Genomic DNA, 17,974 nt, shown 5'->3' on the forward strand with positions numbered 1-17,974 from the left:
TTATAACATCGATTTCAGCGACGATTTAATCAATGTCTCTGAGTCCATGCCATCTTGATATACAGCTGAGACGGCCTTACTTGCCTGTGCAGGCTTATACCCGAGCGATAAGAGTGCCGCAATGGCATCTTCTTCTGCGGTATTAATCACAGGTGCGGGAGTATAATTAGACTTGAGCATGAACTCACGCTCCGAGCCTGCCGATGCCTCCATAAGACTCTTAAGCTTATCACGCATCTCTACTAACAATCTCTCGGCGGTTTTCTTACCGACACCGGGCAATTTTACTAACGTCGCGATATCATCACGTTCGACGCAGGCAACAAATTCACTTGCGGTCATACCTGAGAGTATGGTCAGAGCCAGCTTTGGCCCTACCCCATTGGTTTTTATCAGTAATCTAAAAAGTGCACGTTCCTGTTTGGTGATAAAACCATAAAGCAGTTGGGCATCTTCACGCACCACGAAATGGGTATATACGATGGCTTCTTGATTGAGTTCAGGAAGTTCATAAAAACTGGTTAATGGCATCTGGACTTCGTAACCTAAGCCCTGCACTTCGAGTAAAATTTCAGGTGCTTGTTTTTCAACAAGTAAACCTCTTAAACGACCAATCATCTGTAACGTCCGTAAGTTCTGGCGTTGGCTCTTCCCCCCAAAGCGACTAAACTTTGGCTGGTATGAAAATGGCAAATAGCGACACCTAATGCGTCAGCGGCATCGGCCTGGGGAGCGGCGGGTAATTTGAGGATCTGTTGAACCATATGTTGAACTTGAGATTTCTGCGCTTTACCCGTTCCTACAACCGCGCTTTTTATCTGAGTTGCGGAGTATTCAGCTACCGGCAGATCGGCATTGGTTGCAGCAACGATTGCAGCGCCGCGAGCCTGACCAAGTTTAAGTGCCGAATCGGCATTCTTCGCCATAAAGACTCGCTCAATGGCAAACTCATCTGGCTGATATTGACGTATGATTTCAGAAACGCCATCAAAAATCTGTTTAAGTCGATAAGGTAGGTCATCAGAAGCGGTGCGAATACAGCCGCTTCCTAAATATTTCTGGTGCCTACCAATACACTGGATCACACCATAACCGGTGATCCTTGAACCTGGATCCACACCGAGAATAATAGACATGTCTTAATCTAAGGATTCCATGATCTCATCAGAGATATCCGCATTATGGTACACCTCCTGAACATCATCATGATCTTCCAGGTTATCGATTAAACGAATAAATTTTGGTGCAGTGCTGGCATCGAGTTCGGCTTTCGTCGATGGGATCATAGTCACTTCGGCATTGACAGCCACAAGTTCGGTCGCATCCAGCGCATCTTTAACCGCGCCGAAGTCCTCTGGAGTGGTAAATACATCAATCGACCCATCATCATTAGTGATAACATCGTCGGCACCGGCATCGAGTGCAGCATCCATAATGGTGTCTTCATCTGCACCTTCACCATAGGAGATAACGCCTCGCTTCTCGAAGAGATAAGATACTGAACCATCTGTACCTAAATTGCCCCCCGACTTACTAAATGCATTACGAACACCCGATACAGTACGGTTTTTGTTATCTGTCATGGTTTCAACCATCACAGCCGTTCCACCAGGACCATAACCTTCATACATGATGGTTTCCAATACTTGACCATCGAGTTCGCCGGCACCACGTTTAATCGCACGCTCAACGGTGTCGCGCGTCATGTTATTGGATAAGGCTTTATCAATAGCGGCACGAAGACGAGGATTAGAATCGGCATCCGAGCCGCCTTCACGGGCAGCAACGGTAAGTTCACGGATGAATTTTGTAAAAAGCTTGCCGCGCTTTGCATCTTGCGCTGCTTTGCGATGCTTAATATTGTCCCATTTACTATGACCTGCCATATCTCACTCTCCTTAATTCGAGCCCGGTTAATCTGTTCAATACAGGGGCACGAAACAGCCGGGCTTTCACCCGGCCGATCTGGTTATTACTCTTGTTCTTCTTTGTTATCTTCGCTTTCGATAACATTAACGCCTAACTCAACAAGTTGAGCCGGGTTAGCAAAACCAGGAGCATTGGTTAACGGACATGCAGCAGTTGTCGTTTTAGGGAATGCCATAACATCACGAATAGATGTCGCGCCAGTCATCAACATAACGATACGGTCTAAGCCAAATGCTAGACCTGCATGTGGCGGCGTACCATAACGTAGCGCCTCAAGTAAGAAGCCAAATTTTTCATTCGCCTCTTCCTCTTCGATACCCAAAATACGGAATACAGCAGATTGCATTTCGCTGTTATGAATACGTACTGAGCCACCACCGAGTTCGCAACCATTGAGTACCATGTCATAGGCATCAGAAATAGCGGCTGTTGGATCGGCTTCAAGCTGTTCAGGCGTTATCCCCATTGGTGCAGTGAATGGATGATGCATCGCATGCAAGCCACCATCTGATGTAGGCTCAAACATTGGGAAATCAACAACCCATAATGGCTTCCACTCGCCATCCAGCAAGTCAAAATCTTCACCAGCTTTAAGACGAAGTGCGCCCATAGCTTCGGCTACGATGTTAGCTTTGTCGGCACCGAAAAGGATCAGATCGCCGGTCTTAGCGTTAGTTCGCTCGAGCAAACCGTTAACAACATCTTCGCTAAGGAACTTGAGTACCGGAGATTGAATGCCTTCCAGACCTTTATCAAGATCGTTTACCTTCATCCATGCTAAACCTTTAGCGCCATAGATAGTGGCATATTTAGCATATTCATCGAGCTGTTTACGTGAAAGCTTTGCACCACCAGGGATACAAAGAACGGCCACCCGCCCTGCTGGGTCGTTAGCTGGCTCCTGGAATACTTTAAACTCAACATCTTTTAGGATATCGGCAACATCGATAAGTTCAAGAGGGTTACGAAGATCCGGTTTGTCAGAGCCAAAACGACGCATGGCATCGGCAAAGGTCATTTTAGGAAATTCGCCAAGATCGACATTTAACAGATCTTTGAATAAACCACGAGTCATCTCTTCGGTCTTAGCCATCACTTCGGCTGAGCTCATGAAAGAGGTCTCAATATCAATCTGAGTAAATTCAGGTTGACGATCGGCACGCAGATCTTCATCTCGGAAACATTTAACGATTTGATAATAACGATCAAATCCTGACATCATCAATAGTTGCTTAAACAACTGTGGTGATTGAGGAAGTGCAAAGAACTGCCCTTTATAAGTACGACTAGGGACTAAGTAGTCACGAGCACCTTCCGGAGTAGCCTTGGTCAATATCGGCGTTTCAATGTCCAGGAACCCATTATCATCAAGGAAACGGCGAACGGCACTGGTCACTTTCGAGCGAAATACAATTCTATCAGCCATCTCAGGGCGACGTAGATCCAGATAACGATACTTCAATCGTTGCTCTTCGGTGTTGTGCTGGTTCTTATCCATATTGATAGGTAAAGGAGCAGCGCTATTTAAAATTGTCAGGCCCTTGCCCAGAATTTCAATTTCACCGGTACGCATGTCCTTATTAACTTGACTGTCAGGACGTGCTCGGACTAAGCCCGTTACTTGTACACAAAACTCACTGCGCAGCGTGCTAGCGACATCGAATACTTCTGGTAAATCAGGATCATAAACGACCTGAACAATACCTTCCCTATCACGAAGATCGAGAAAGACAACGCCACCTAAGTCACGACTACGATTTACCCAACCCACTAGGGTCACTTCTTGTCCAACGTGAGACTTATTGACGTCTCCACAATATTGACTGCGCATCTAACTCTTTCCTTTATCCGCAAACCTATGGCTGAGGAATATTCTAAACAAGACAAAAGCGGCATTATAGTTAAATATTGCCGATTACAAAACCACTACGCCGCTAGTTGGCGAAGTATCAATCAGATCTTTTCCCGAGCAAGCAGAGCTCGTACAAATTAACATGCATTATCACGATGATTTATAGCAATTTCCACCACTTTTTTTAGCGCGATACATTAACTTGTCAGCAGTTTTTAATAACTCGACTGCCGTATCGCCATCCGCGGGGTAGATAGCAATCCCAATACTAGGCTTTATATCCTCCACGGGGATCTCCTCAAGGGGATTTTTTGCTAAATTGGTTAACACGGTGTCGGCAACCTGGCAGACGATATCCAGATCTTTAGTTCGATTCAATATAATCACGAATTCATCGGCTCCGAACCTTGCCACAGTATCAGACTTTCTAACCGACTGTTTCAACTCTTGTGTGATACTGATGAGCAAGTTATCACCGATTTTGTGACCTAGTTTTTTATTAACCTCTTTGAGGCAACCAATATTAACGAAAAGTACAGCAAATGTGCTTAAATCCCGGCTATGGTGGAGCACGGCTTGTTCTAGCCTATCATCAAGCAGTGAACGATTAGGTAACTGGGTTAAGCTATCATGGTTAGCAAGATGATTTAGCTTATCTTCTAACACTAACCTTTTGCTGACTTCCTGGCCCATTTTATACTTGAATAACAATAAGAAAACTATTGAAGCAAGTATTAGAAAGCAGATAAAAAACCACCAAGTTTCAGCCAGCGGTTGTTTTGTAGTTAGAGGCAGTTGCTTAACCCAGTTTTGATAGATCTCTTGCTGTTTCTCCTGATTGATTGTACCTATCGCCATATTTATCATCGGGACTAATTTTGCTTTATTCGGATGGATCCCAAAGTGACTGTGCTGCTCGGAAAAATCTGCCAAGACGGACATTTTCAATTGGCCATAATCCCCCTGTTTAAGTTCTGCAGCCATGTTAATAACTTTTTCGACGAAGGCGTCGGCTTTCCCTTCCGATACGGCTTTAAGACCAGCACGTGTATCGGCGACAACCAGCAATTCCAGCCCATAATCTGCGCTCATGAGGTCGGTAACCAGCTGGTAACCTTCGACGATAGCCAGTCTTTGACCCGTTAACTGTTGAACATGAAATACAGATACTCGGTCAATCTGTGTCGCCAGGGCCCATGGTGATGGCCAGTAAGGTTCGCTGAATAGAAGTTTCTTCTTACGCTCCTCGGTCTCAGCCACACTCCCGGCAATATCAACCTCACCATTGAGTAGTGCAGTGATCAAATCCTGCCATTCGTCATAAACGATAGACTCCAACTTCAAATTCAGCTTATCAGAGATAACTTTTACGACTTCACTGTTAATTCCTGAAAACTCGCCGTTTGAGTCAGCATACTCCATAGGTTTCCAATTAGTCAGATAACCTACTTTTAAGACATCGACAGATGCCAGGTAGTCTTGTTGAGACTCAGAAAACTTAAGTCGCGTATTTTCAACATCGAAAACACGGTTCTTACTATTGAGCATCCATTTTTGTTCGATTTCAGCCAATTCATTTTGATCTATTAATTCAAAACCCGCCTTGATACGTTTATCAAGCCCCAAATTCTCGGGTCGGGTTAAGACAAATATATCGGTTTCAAATTCAAGATCATCAAACTGATGAAACTCTGACCAGGCATTATTCAAAACGAGATAATGCTGGGTCCATGCTGACGATGCGACAAAGCCACTGATATGTCCCTCTCTCGCCGCTTGGATCATCGACTCTACAGAATCATAAAGTTTGAGCTGTGCATCCGGAACGGCCTGTTTTAACTTACCAAGGTATGGAGCGGTCGGAACCGCGCCGATTAATGTTCCGGCAAGAGCATCTAAGCTATCGATTGAATGACCGAAACTAAATAGTCGGCTTTTTACCTTGTATAATAATTGGCTTCTCAGTAGACCACTCTTAAGTACGTCACTCTCAGGGTAGCCGATGTGAACATCGGCGCTGCCCATTCGAACCTCATCCAGTGAACTGTTCATATCTCCTGCAGAGAAAAAAACCGGGATCCCCGTTTTGTCAGACCACAGATGCCAAACATCCACATACAAACCATGGGGCAACCCATCCCCCCCGAGAGAGACAAAAGGCTCAATATTGAGTGACGTTGCGACCGTTATTCCTCTTTTTTGCTGATTAATACCAAGCCAACGTTCCTCTATCGCAGCAATACGTTTGCTGGAGATCGCCGCAAACCCTAAATTTATCTTGTTTACTGTGTGTAAATCGGACTTGATAACGGCCGGATGCAGAGGCGACTCTTTGATCAAGAGTCGGTTCCTTATGGGAAAAAGGTTAACGACCTGCCGATTCAGGTTATTGTCTTTAAGGTAACCTTCCATTCCAGCAAAAACGTGTATCTCCCCTTCTATCACCCCTTTTAATAAGCTATGACGGCTGTTGTAGCGTTTAAAGGATAATTTTGGCTCGACAGCAAGCAGTTCGGCTTCGTGAGAAGAACCCGACACTATGCCAATCTGATAGGGGATAAGATCTGTAAATGACGATTTGTCGGAGAGGTCTTTATGCAGATAAAGGTAGGTTCTCACTTGGGATATCTGTTGGGCGAAATCAAATATTTCAGAACGAACCGAAGTCTGGGCTAAACCAACATGAGCATCGGCATCTCCCTGAGAGAGTTGTTTCAGTGAATCATGCCAATGCCGTGAAACAAAAACGACTTCTGTATCAGTTTGTTGGCTCCAAACTTTCCACAAGTCGATAAGTATTCCATGGGGCTCCCCTTTCTCATCCACAAACTGGTAAGGGTAACTATCTTCTCCCATGACTAAGACTAACGGCTTGCCCTCATCGGCATAGAGACCGAAGGCAAAAATACAGCCAAGCAAAAACAACAGGAGCTTAATAAATGATTTCAAATGTTATTCCCAAAGGTCACACGAGTGTAAAAATCTTGTTATAAGTAGGCTATTAGACAAAATTTTATGAGAAATTTCCAGTACTAGACTTGCTGGTTGCAACTATCATTCGTTAGAATAAAACGTTGAAATTACCCATGTTAATCAAATGAACACATCCCAAGATACTATATATGCACAAGCATATGAAAACATAAGCGATTTTCAATTCGATGAAAAAGTAGCCGGTGTTTTCAATGACATGATCAGACGCTCTGTCCCCGGTTATGGTCAAATTATCAACACCCTCGGTGATTTTGCTAATAAGTATGTCAGTACAGACAGCAATATATATGATCTCGGCTGTTCTCTTGGTGCAGCGACACTCAGTATCCGCAGACACATAGATAATCGTAATTGTAAAATAATTGCCGTCGATAACAGTGAGTCGATGATCCAGCGCTGCAGAGAAAATCTTAGTGCCTATGTTAGTGAAACACCAGTAGATCTCGTCTGCGGTGACATAAGGGACATCAAGATTGAAAACGCCTCTATGGTCGTTCTTAATTTCACGATGCAGTTTCTGGCACCTAAAGATAGAGAAAAGCTACTAAGCAGCATCTATAAGGGACTCAAACCAGGCGGGATCTTAGTTCTCTCTGAGAAGTTAAACTTCGAAGATGAGTCTATACAGTCACTACTTGTGGATCTGCATCTGGATTTCAAAAGGGCCAATGGCTACAGTGAATTAGAGATCAGCCAGAAACGCAGTTCTTTAGAGCACGTTATGAAACCAGACACCTTGCAACAGCACGAGGTACGCTTAAAGAAACAAGGTTTTAAGCATTTCAACGTATGGTTTCAATGTTTTAACTTTGCGTCTATGGTTGCAATAAAGTAAATAGGTAACCATAAAATCCTGCGACGAGGTGAATTACAATCTTTCATCAATAAAAGATGGCAAAACGAGTAATAACTTCAAATGAATTTGAGGTAAAGATCGATAAATCCAATGGCTATCCCAACACGAACTAAGATTAAATCAGGGACGCCAAAAGAAAGATGTTTATCTCATTTAATAATCAACCAAATTCCATTGCTTCAATTTTGCAGCTATCTAGGGTGACAATAAAGTGATCAGTTTCAGCTCCTTCTACAAACAAATTGCAGACTCCAGCCTACAACATTGGTTAGAAACACTTCCCGCCATTTTAGGTCAATGGCAACGCGAGCATAAGCATGGCACCTTACCTAAATGGGAAAAAGTCCTTAACAAGTTACATTATCCAACCCCTGATTCCCTCGACCTCAAGAACAGCGTTTCCATTGGTTCCGGGCAGCAGTTGACTAAAGGTGAAAGGGAAAAACTGGAAAACCTGTTACGTATTTTTCAACCTTGGCGTAAAGGACCTTTCTCAGTACATGGTATCGATATCGATACTGAATGGCGTTCAGACTGGAAATGGGAGCGAATCCTTCCACACCTTTCTCCACTAAACAATCGCACCGTATTAGATGTAGGTTGTGGCAGTGGCTACCATATGTGGCGTATGTTGGGCGAAGGAGCCAAGCATGTCGTCGGCATAGATCCCTCCACCCTTTTCCTTTGCCAGTTTGAAGCAATCAAACGCTTAGCCGGTGATCACCACCCGGTTCATCTACTACCATTAGGAATCGAAGAGCTTCCACCACTGGATGCATTCGATACCGTATTTTCAATGGGGGTCTTGTACCACCGTCGTTCACCTATTGATCATTTGTTACAACTAAGAGATCAATTGCGAACAGGTGGTGAATTAGTTTTAGAGACCTTAGTCATTGATGGTGATGAAAATACCGTTCTCGTTCCAGAAGATAGATATGGCAAGATGAATAATGTATGGTTTCTTCCATCTGCCGCCGCATTAGAACTTTGGCTTAAAAAAGCAGACTTTATTGATGTTAAATGTGTAGATATTGATGTCACTTCGTTGGCTGAACAGAGAAGCACAGATTGGATGCCGAATGAGTCATTAGTCGATTACCTGGATCCGACCAACGTAGATCTGACCATCGAAGGTTATCCAGCGCCTAAACGCGCGACGTTTATAGCGACGAAGAATCAGCCCAATAAAGATTTAGTTTAAATTAACTTTGCACATTTTTGGTAATGATTACCATTGAGTCGATTAAGTAAGAGATCGATTTCACACGTACTGAATACAATAGTAAATGGGAAGCACTATGTTAAAGCAGATAATCTGTATTGCCGTGATCTCAACCTTAGCGGGTTGTGCAGCAACTACATCAACAGAAAATGCACCTCAGCCTATCGATGCTGCGGCTTTAGAGTCTGGTCTGGCGAAGCAACAAGCAGATCTTGTCGTCGCTATCGATGAGTCTAAACACGCTCAAACTACAGGTTTCACAGCGTTATCTGCGCAAATAAAGGCTCTCGAGACTCAGATTTCGACGATAAGTATCGAACCTGAAGAGACTATTGTTCCAGTCCCGATGGACTGTCCACCCTCCCCCCTAGGCGGTAAATTTCTGCTCGGAGCGGAAGAGAATGTGTATATTGACGAGATTAAAGGCAATTTCAATACTCGTATCGACACAGGTGCAGAATCTTCTTCACTCGACTCACGCAATATCATTCTATTCGAGAGAGATGGAAAACAGTGGGTACGCTTCGATGTCTACACCGATGGAGCCGAGGCTCCGGCACAAACATTCGAATCGAAAGTCGAACGTTTTGTACGCATAAAGCAAGACTCTGATGAGAAAAGCGATCGCCGCCCGGTTATTCATGCTCACCTGAAGATAGGCAAGTATAAGGCGGAAACCGATCTTAACCTGGTAGATCGTAGTCACTTAGAATTCCCACTCTTACTCGGCCGTAAATTTATGCAAGACATCGCGGTTGTCGATGTCGGGCAAACATATATTCATGGAAAAAAGAAGACGACCGCAGTCGTAAACAAATAGGAATTTAGTTGATGCATTCTAAGAAACCGTTTTACATACTCGTTGCACTGCTATTTATTTTAGGGATCACGGCAAGCGTTTATCGTGGCGTAGAACATAAAGTGCCTTTCCTGCCCGGTAAGCAAGTCCAAAGTTGGGCTGTCGATGCCAAAGTACAATTTCAAGGCACAGGCAAACCTGCCGAGGTCTCTTTTTCACTGCCTAGGGATCCGGCATTCGAAATTCTTGTGGAAAATGCAACGTCACCAGGTTACGGCTTATCAATAACCGATACTAACGACCAATCAGACAGACGTGCTATTTGGTCAGTCCGTTCGGCGCAAGGGCAGCAAGACCTTTATTACAAGGTGACCATCATCCCAACCGGGTCAACGAAGGTAATGGCTAGTGCAGAACCTTTGGCACCAAAACCCTATATCTGGCCTGCAACTGAACAGGCCGCAGCAGAGCAGGCAATAGAAGAAGTTTGGGCAAAGAGTGCCACTAATCTCTCTTTTGCCCAGCAGTTAAACAAAGCATTAAATGCACAGGAGAGAAGCCAGAATATTGAACTTTTGCTAAGCAGTAACTCTCCCACTAAGCTATTTTTGCGTATGCTCCAAAGCAAAGGGATCCCGGCTCAGGAAGTGAGTGGTCTGTTTCTGGAAGACCAACGTCGCAGACAGCAGTTAAGCCCCTTTGTTGAAGTCTATAATGACGGTGAATGGCACCTGTTCGACCCTAACAACGGAACTCAGGGTCGAGATGATAATCTGTTACTTTGGGATCGCTCTGGTAAATCGGTTCTCGATGTCATTGGTGGCGTAAACTCCCAAGTCAACTTCTCGATGCTTCAAGATACCCGCTCAGCACTTGCCACCTCTTTGGATGTGATGAATAACCAGGACGCGTTAGACTTCTCACTTTATAATTTACCTCTGGAGGAGCAGGCACTCTTCAAAGGCATCCTATTGATACCGATTGGCGTGCTTATGGTGGTTTTTTTACGGGTCATCGTCGGTTTAAAAACGTCAGGAACCTTTATGCCGGTATTGATTGCATTAGCGTTTATCCAGACAACTTTACTGACAGGTCTCGTAGGCTTCATCTTGATCGTAGCCTGCGGTCTGATGATACGCTCTTACCTATCGGATCTTAACTTACTGCTGATCTCACGAATATCGGCAGTTATTATCGTCGTCATAGGAATTATTGGCGTATTTACCCTCCTCTCCTATAAATTAGGTCTGAGTGAAGGCTTAACTATCACTTTCTTCCCTATGATTATTCTCGCGTGGACCATTGAAAGAATGTCTATCTTATGGGAAGAGGAAGGACCTAAAGAGGTGGTATTACAAGGTGGCGGCAGCTTATTCGTAGCAACACTTGCTTATTTGGCAATGAGTGCGACTTGGGTACAACACTGGGTATTTAACTTCTTAGGCATTCACCTGGTAATTTTGGCCGTGGTCTTGTTGATGGGTCAATATACAGGTTATCGCTTGCTGGAGCTTAGACGCTTTAAGCCATTGGCCGGAGAGTAGTCATGAGACTGTCATTTGCCAAACCCACAGCACTGCGCAAAAAGGGCGTGCTGTGTATGAATAAGCGTAATATTGATTATATCGGACGCTGTAACCCGCGTAAGTTTTATAAGCGGGTGGACGACAAGTTAACGACCAAACAACTTGCAATTGCTAATGATATTGCGGTACCTGCCCTAATCGGCGTGGTACGCGAGCAGCATGAGATCGAAGAGATCCCTGAAATGGTTCTCCGAGAGGATGGCTTTGTTATCAAACCATCTAAAGGGTCTGGCGGTAAAGGGATTTTGGTGATAACCAAAGTCGAAGAGGGTCGTTACTATAAGCCTAACGGCCAGGAAGTTGTACCGAGTGAAGTGTACCGCCATGTCTCAAACATTCTCAGCGGCTTGTTCTCATTAGGTGGCTCACCGGATGTTGCCATCGTCGAAGGACTCATTCAATTCGACCCGGTTTTCGATGGCTACTCCTATGAAGGTGTGCCGGACATCAGGCTGATCGTATATAAGGGGTTTCCTGTAATGGGAATGCTCAGACTGTCCACCGCGGCTTCCGATGGTAAGGCTAACCTTCACCAGGGTGCGGTCGGCGTAGGTGTCGATATTGGAACGGGAAAGGGATTACATGCGGTTCAGTTTGACACACCTGTCGATCTACATCCTGATACCAATAAAATATTAACCGACATACAGGTGCCTCACTGGGACTTCCTCCTTCACACTGCTTCTAAAGCCTATGAAATGTGTGAAATGGGATATTTAGGTACAGATATGGTACTGGATAAAGTAAAAGGACCACTGCTGCTGGAGCTTAATGCCAGACCGGGTCTTGCGATTCAGATTGCCAATAACCGGGGGATTTTACCTTACCTGAACCATGTCGATTCTTTGGGTAATCATAATATGACTGTGGATGAACGTGTCGAATATGCCAAAAAGCATTTTGCTCATAGCGCTCAGCTTTAGTCTTTTTCTCGGTGTCAATTCGGCGGCTCTGTCCGCCGTATCTCCTCTTCCCCTACTCGTTGAGCAGTGCCTGAAACTGCAGTCTCCTGAACAAGTTACTCTATCTTCACCTGCTCCCTTGCTTGATATTGAAGATGCCGTAGACAGGAGCCGTGCATTAGAGGCTTCAATGTTGGGCCTGTTTAATGTCAAAGATCGTCTTCGATACTATAAAAGCCTGACCATATCCCCAAAATACCAGGAAAGTTTGCTGCAATGCCAACTTCATCTGGCTGATCTGATGGCTGAAGCATTGGCTTCACCTGCGTTAACTCAGCTACTCGGCTTTAACAACCGGGAAAACCAAGAACTAGTTCAATTGAGTTTACGCTGGAGTGATCTTATCGATAATAACGCTAACATCATTCACAAATCTCAACTTCATACCTCACAAGCCGCTGTGAAACTCGGCTTACGCTCCCAAGCGTTAACCTTGCATTTCGGCAATACTAACTGTGATATACCTCATGAGATGGAAACAAAGGCTTCTCCCCAAACGAAAATCAAAACCTTCGATAAAAATATCGCGGCTTATTTAATCCAACAACAAGACTCTCGTTGCCAGCAGCTCGTGTGGAACGCTTACCAGAGCCGTGCCCGTGAAAAGAACGAAGAAGCATTAGCCCGTATCGTTCGATTAAGAAACGAGACCGCCGCTCAGGCGGGCTACAGGGATCACACCGACTACTCACTATCAAAGCAATTCCTTTCAACACCGGAACTTGTAAAAGCGTTTTTAGATTCAGTGACTCGACGAGTAGACTCGCCTCCTTGGAAGTTTGGTACCAGCCTCAGTCAAAGTGCCATAACCAAGATCGCGGTTTTAGATTCAGCTTCGATGCTCATACGCATATACGAGGCCGCTGAACCACTAGGTTTTCATGTTGAAATGATCACAGATAATGTTCATCGAGTGTGGCACCGACACAGGTTATTAGGTGACATCTTCTTCGGTGAAGCCCCATATATTCGCGCACAGACACTAAGATTTCCGGTTGTGGGGAACCAGTTTGGTCAAATACGGATATCATCTAAGCCTCTGCTCAATAGCTATAGAGATCAGCAAGCTTTGATTAAGGCTACGGCATCAGCCTTCGCTACCTTATCCTCCAGCAGTCACCATTACCTTATCAATGCATTAGGTGAAACACAGGATACTTCTAAATTAGGTCGGCTTTGGTTAGAGTATTACCTTAGCGATGCGATTTCTCCCCCTTTGGATGACAAGAGTCGAGAGCAGAAATTAGCTTCCTACGGTCGACAGCTAAAAGTATTTAGGGCAAAAGTCGCAATCAATTTTTATTCAAATGCTCAGCCTAAACTCTACCCCAACCTTAGCGATGAGTTTATTCGTGCATTTGGTCAAGCCTGGAATGAACCACAAGATTATGCTTATAACTTCTTTGCCATTGCCAACGAAGGCCCGATTTATTATCAAGATGTTTGGCAAGAATCTCTGGCCAACTTTATTTATCAATCAACCAAAAACTGTCGGGAACGATACAAGGTTTTTGACATACTTATGATTAATGAACCTTCCTCGCGTCTGGGCCAGAGGCTCGAGACACTCTTGGGTTCACCCATCGATGCCAAATCTCTTATTAAAAGGATAAATGATGCCCCCCTTTCTCAAGATCAGCGTCCTGTCACTTGCACTTTTTAGCTTTGGTACTTTTGCTAACTCTCAAGTGTCCACCAGCCATACAGCTCAAGACGAAGTGTTTTATGGGATCAAGAACAACTTAGAGCAACATCTGTATCAACTCCCCCCCCGGATACAGGGGCACTACGGTATCAGAATGTACCGCATGACCGGCGACGAAAAGTATGCCAATGCCGCGCTTGTCGATCTTTACGCGGTCAGCGACTCACAGGACTTTTATGCCTGTAACTTAGACAAGGCAAACTTCATTCAATCTGAAGCCGAAAAAGCCATCTCAGTACTGGGAAAAGGCCCGAGAGCAAAAGCGCGAAAAAAAGCCCTCGAACCTTTTCCTGAGTTTTTGTTTTATACGGATGTGCTGCTACGCTTCTCGAGCCGTATCGACGAGTTTGGCTTAACCGGTCCCTGTCATGACAAATTAATCAAGACCCTTAAGAAAGCGGAACTTGAAGCCGGATTGACCGATAAGGCGATGATAAAATCGTGGGCGGCACAACTGATAAACTATGTCTATTGGGCTAAACAACTGGGCGTCGGAGATTATTTAGAGCCGTATAAACAGGCGTTTATATCTGTCTACCCGGATAACAAAGACGACAAGCTAAATAAGAAACAGTACCGAAATAAGCTCTACGGTATGACTCATTTCATTTTTGCTGCCAGTGAATACTATCAGCATGATGTCAGCCCTAAAGAGTTTGCCTGGATCCTTGACTATTTTGAAGCCAATATCGACCGAATATTAAAAGATGCGACAGATGATATTATTGCCGAAGTCGGTATAAGCTTTCATCTTGCCGGCCTTTCAGATAATCCCGTTGTCGCCTTAACTCAGCAACATATCATTAATGCATTCGACAAAGAGGAGCAGATGATTCCCTCTCCCATGGGAAATCCCGACCTAGCGATGGGAGAACACAGAAATGTGTTAGCCATGATGTTGCTCAAGTGGCCCGAAAAACTACACAAGGGCCCCTACTTCGGCCAGCTTAAGGCAACGAAGAAATACCTGCCTAAGCAGGTCAAAGAGAAGCTGTGATCCTTTCCCGATAAAGAGCTATATGCCCGGGAATAAAACCTCATTGGCCTGATTGGTATCAGGCCATTGTAATGTGCTTGAATTTACACAAATTAGGACATTCAATGAAATTTAACCATTTAGGAATTCCGACAACGGCTAGTTTCGAAGGTGAAATTGATTTGCCTCATTTGAAAATAACGGTATCAGATCATGAGAATAATCCCTATGGCATTCAATGGCAGAGATTTTGGGCTGATGCGCCATACCCTGAATTAGTAAAAACAGTTCCACACGTCGCTTTTGAGGTTGACGATTTAATGGTAGAACTGCAGGGCAAGAAAGTGATTATTGAACCAAGTTCGCCAAGTGAAGGTTTGATGGTGGCCTTTATTGAGGTCAATGGAGCTCCGGTAGAGTTAATGGAGTATTCCAAATAATCGGCACATAACCAAATCTTATTTTAAACATTATAAGCAACCTAAATAAGATGATAATTAGAGAAGTGGATTGAGTTAATTATGGATAGAGCCAAATCAACACTCGAGCAATGGCGTACGTTACAGGCAGTAGTCGATTATGGCGGCTACTCCCAGGCGGCAGAACAACTGAACAAAAGCCAGTCCTCTCTGAATCATGCAGTGGCTAAACTTCAGGCCCAATTGGGTATAGAACTGCTCGAAGTCAAAGGACGCAAAGCCTATCTGACCGAGCAGGGTGAGGTACTCTTGAGGCGGTCACGCCACATCACTAAGTCAGTGGCGGAACTCGAATTACTCGCAAATAATTTGGAGAATGGGTGGGAACCGAGTCTCACCATTGCACGGGAGATCATCTATCCTATGGACAAGCTGGTCGATGCATTATCGGCCTTTCAACCGGAAAGCCGGGGAACCCGGATAACTATCATAGACTCTGTCATTACCGGTACCCACGAACTGATCACAGAACAAGCCGTAGATATTGCCATCTCCGGCGGTGTTGCGCCCAAAGGTTATCTCAGCGAACCCTTGTGTGACCTTAACTTCTTACTCGTCTGTCATCCACAACACCCTCTGGCAAGCGAGCCGGAGATCTGTGATGACCTCTTATTAGCCGAATATCTTCAACTCGTCATTAAAGATACGGGACAGGCATCGAGTACCGATATAGGTTGGCTTAAGGCGGAACAGAGGTGGACCGTCTCAAACTTCCATGAGGCCTTAGCTATACTAAACCGCAATATCGGTTTCTGCTGGGTGCCAGAACACTTAGTAACTCCACTTATCGACTCAGGCCAGTTATGCCAGCTCACACTCAGAGGAAGTAGCCATAAAAAGGTGATGATGAGCCTGATTGTCCCTAATCGAGACAGACAAGGTCCAGCCAGTGAACTACTGGAAAAGCTTATCTTAGCTCAACACAGTAAGGATTAAAATTAATGGGCTTAGATTTAGATTTAGATTTAGATTTAAACACTAAAGCTCAAGGAGCCGGAGGCGCTATTAACGGGCAGGTATTTTTCGAGTAAGGTCTTAGTGAGATAGCCTTCAGTTTGATCTTTACTGCTTAATAGCTCAAATACGGGTTCAGATGGGGCCTTTACTTGCTCGTTTATCCTCTCTATGGTTTGTTTCACCACATTATTTTCTTCAGGCTGCGCTCTTCGTATGGTACCGGTAGTGTCTATCTCTCCGCCTATCGCTATCTCAGGAGGCTCTGGAGGATTTAGACCATCTAAGAAGGCTTGAGCATCTATCAGAGGGGTCATATCTTCAATTGTCATAACCTCACTCTGTCTCTTTTCAACCAGTTCCGATTGTGCCTGATTTATCTTTCTTAGTGCATCGGCGGCGACTCTGATATCTGCCATCGACGGGTTAGCAGGAGCCATGGCTGCCGCGTATACCTTTCTCATCTTGTTTATCGTAGCTAAAGGGTCCCCCTGCACGATAGATATATCGATAGACACTTCACCATCTACGGCATATCGATTACCATCGCTACCTCGTTCATAACTAAATTGAGGGCTTTGCGCTAAACTCCCTCCCACAGAGGAGTGAGCATGCTCATGTGCCTTTACCTCTGAATCTCGTTTCGCCAGTTCGGCCAAAATTTGCTGTTCGATAACCGCTTTGACGTTATCACTTTCATCTTTCCCCCCCTGCTCACTCAGCTCTGAAGGTTTAAATATTGAGACAGGTTCTTTTTCATCCCCGGCGTCAGACTCCTTGGCAAATATATTCTGTGGGGGGCTATCAGGTTCAACCGAGCGGTTACCCGAAGTTCCCGGCTCTACAGCATCACGCCCCTCACCGGGGTTAATGGTCGTCGGTGAAAATATCTCATCGAATACCGAGCTCACCTCAGGCCCTTGAGGTACTTGGGGGTTAAAAGTGGAATCACTCACCTCAAAACCTGTAGCAGAACTGCGGGCATTGAATATGCCTGCAACAGTTAACGGTCCCAGAGTAAGACTAAAAGTTGGCTGAGGCGGGTTTTCATTTACATTTAATCTGTTGACGGAAAGATCAGAAGTCGCGATTTGAGGTGAAGATATATGAGTGGTCTCGGCAGTGAGGACCGCAGAATTTGTCACTGGCGCAAAAACATTAGGCGAAACCGCGATCGACTCAGATACCGGTCGCGTACTGCTTGACTTGCTTGGTTGTGTTTGTCTGATTTTGCCGTTAATCGACTCGGAACTAACAGCTGGCTTGGCGGAGGAATCTATCGCCGGTGCACTCTTTAATCCGGCTCTGGAAGCCGCAGGCACAGCAGGTAACTTGTGTTCCTGCCTTCGCTGAATATCAGGCGAAGAGATGACGCCTAACATGGTGACTACACCTCTAGGTCAATAATCGTACCTATGGTCTCCGAAGATGTTTCTAATACTTCAACAGAAGCTTCACCTTGGTTTTGTGCCTCTATTGCTGACACTAATGCCTGAGTCTTATCAACATTCTCAACGGGTCTGCTGGCATCGGCCTCTAAATTAGCATCAGGCTGAGGCTGTGCTGGCTTGGCCACATCTACCGTGGCTTGAGTCAAACCAGACTGCGCATTTTGTAATCCAGAAAGTCCGGAAGAAAAACTGGAAGGTATTTCCAT

At 44.9% G+C, this 17,974-nt stretch carries 16 protein-coding genes; 9 read left to right on the top strand and 7 right to left on the bottom strand.

Annotated features, from left to right (window positions below):
* From ruvA to EKG39_RS08410, 5 genes are all read right to left on the bottom strand, one after another.
* The gene (gene ruvA / locus EKG39_RS08390) at positions 1-618 is read right to left on the bottom strand and encodes a Holliday junction branch migration protein RuvA (RefSeq protein WP_012142377.1); all 618 of its coding nucleotides are present in this window, start codon (positions 616-618) and stop codon (positions 1-3) included.
* Positions 615-1,136: a crossover junction endodeoxyribonuclease RuvC gene (gene ruvC, locus EKG39_RS08395; RefSeq protein ID WP_126505252.1), complete on the bottom strand. Its 522-nt coding sequence runs from the start codon at positions 1,134-1,136 to the stop codon at positions 615-617. Before ruvC ends, ruvA begins: the two co-directional genes overlap by 4 nt.
* A gap of 3 nt (positions 1,137-1,139) precedes the next feature.
* On the bottom strand, positions 1,140-1,886 hold the full coding sequence (locus tag EKG39_RS08400) for a YebC/PmpR family DNA-binding transcriptional regulator (RefSeq protein ID WP_126505253.1): 747 nt from the start codon (positions 1,884-1,886) through the stop codon (positions 1,140-1,142).
* 86 nt (positions 1,887-1,972) lie between these two features.
* On the bottom strand, positions 1,973-3,760 hold the full coding sequence (aspS, locus tag EKG39_RS08405; protein WP_126505254.1) for an aspartate--tRNA ligase: 1,788 nt from the start codon (positions 3,758-3,760) through the stop codon (positions 1,973-1,975).
* A 171-nt stretch (positions 3,761-3,931) separates the two neighbouring features.
* A complete protein-coding gene (locus tag EKG39_RS08410) occupies positions 3,932-6,730 on the bottom strand; it encodes a transporter substrate-binding domain-containing protein (protein WP_126505255.1) in 2,799 nt (932 codons plus the stop codon).
* Positions 6,731-6,878: 148 nt separating this feature from the next.
* Between EKG39_RS08410 and cmoA the strand changes: the two genes are divergently transcribed.
* From cmoA to EKG39_RS08455, 9 genes are all read left to right on the top strand, one after another.
* Complete coding sequence (gene cmoA / locus EKG39_RS08415; RefSeq protein ID WP_126505256.1) at positions 6,879-7,610, top strand: carboxy-S-adenosyl-L-methionine synthase CmoA; 732 nt, start codon at positions 6,879-6,881, stop codon at positions 7,608-7,610.
* A gap of 232 nt (positions 7,611-7,842) precedes the next feature.
* Positions 7,843-8,835, top strand: coding sequence for a tRNA 5-methoxyuridine(34)/uridine 5-oxyacetic acid(34) synthase CmoB (gene cmoB, locus EKG39_RS08420; RefSeq protein ID WP_126505257.1), 993 nt, complete (start codon positions 7,843-7,845; stop codon positions 8,833-8,835).
* 97 nt (positions 8,836-8,932) lie between these two features.
* A complete protein-coding gene (locus EKG39_RS08425; protein ID WP_126505258.1) occupies positions 8,933-9,676 on the top strand; it encodes an ATP-dependent zinc protease family protein in 744 nt (247 codons plus the stop codon).
* Positions 9,677-9,687: 11 nt separating this feature from the next.
* A complete protein-coding gene (locus EKG39_RS08430; RefSeq protein ID WP_126505259.1) occupies positions 9,688-11,199 on the top strand; it encodes a UUP1 family membrane protein in 1,512 nt (503 codons plus the stop codon).
* Positions 11,200-11,201: 2 nt separating this feature from the next.
* Positions 11,202-12,164 (top strand): alpha-L-glutamate ligase-like protein, encoded by a 963-nt coding sequence (locus tag EKG39_RS08435; RefSeq protein WP_126505260.1) that lies wholly within the window; start codon positions 11,202-11,204, stop codon positions 12,162-12,164.
* Positions 12,127-13,866 (top strand): M2 family metallopeptidase, encoded by a 1,740-nt coding sequence (locus EKG39_RS08440; protein ID WP_126505261.1) that lies wholly within the window; start codon positions 12,127-12,129, stop codon positions 13,864-13,866. The genes EKG39_RS08435 and EKG39_RS08440 overlap by 38 nt, the downstream gene beginning before the upstream one ends.
* Positions 13,820-14,905 carry a DUF3541 domain-containing protein gene (locus tag EKG39_RS08445; RefSeq protein ID WP_126505262.1) on the top strand — a complete coding sequence of 362 codons (1,086 nt, stop codon included), beginning with the start codon at positions 13,820-13,822 and terminating at the stop codon, positions 14,903-14,905. The genes EKG39_RS08440 and EKG39_RS08445 overlap by 47 nt, the downstream gene beginning before the upstream one ends.
* A 104-nt stretch (positions 14,906-15,009) precedes the next feature.
* Positions 15,010-15,324 carry a hypothetical protein gene (locus tag EKG39_RS08450; protein WP_126505263.1) on the top strand — a complete coding sequence of 105 codons (315 nt, stop codon included), beginning with the start codon at positions 15,010-15,012 and terminating at the stop codon, positions 15,322-15,324.
* 81 nt (positions 15,325-15,405) lie between these two features.
* Positions 15,406-16,299, top strand: a complete 894-nt coding sequence (locus tag EKG39_RS08455) for a LysR family transcriptional regulator (RefSeq protein ID WP_126505264.1) — start codon at positions 15,406-15,408, stop codon at positions 16,297-16,299.
* Positions 16,300-16,334: 35 nt separating this feature from the next.
* Here EKG39_RS08455 and EKG39_RS08460 read toward each other — a convergent pair whose 3' ends face one another.
* Together EKG39_RS08460 and EKG39_RS08465 are read right to left on the bottom strand one after the other, a co-directional pair.
* A complete protein-coding gene (locus EKG39_RS08460; protein ID WP_126505265.1) occupies positions 16,335-17,699 on the bottom strand; it encodes a putative metalloprotease CJM1_0395 family protein in 1,365 nt (454 codons plus the stop codon).
* Positions 17,700-17,704: 5 nt separating this feature from the next.
* A complete protein-coding gene (locus EKG39_RS08465; protein WP_126505266.1) occupies positions 17,705-17,974 on the bottom strand; it encodes a flagellar basal body rod C-terminal domain-containing protein in 270 nt (89 codons plus the stop codon).

It is taken from the genome of Shewanella atlantica (assembly GCF_003966265.1).
GTDB lineage: Bacteria > Pseudomonadota > Gammaproteobacteria > Enterobacterales > Shewanellaceae > Shewanella > Shewanella atlantica.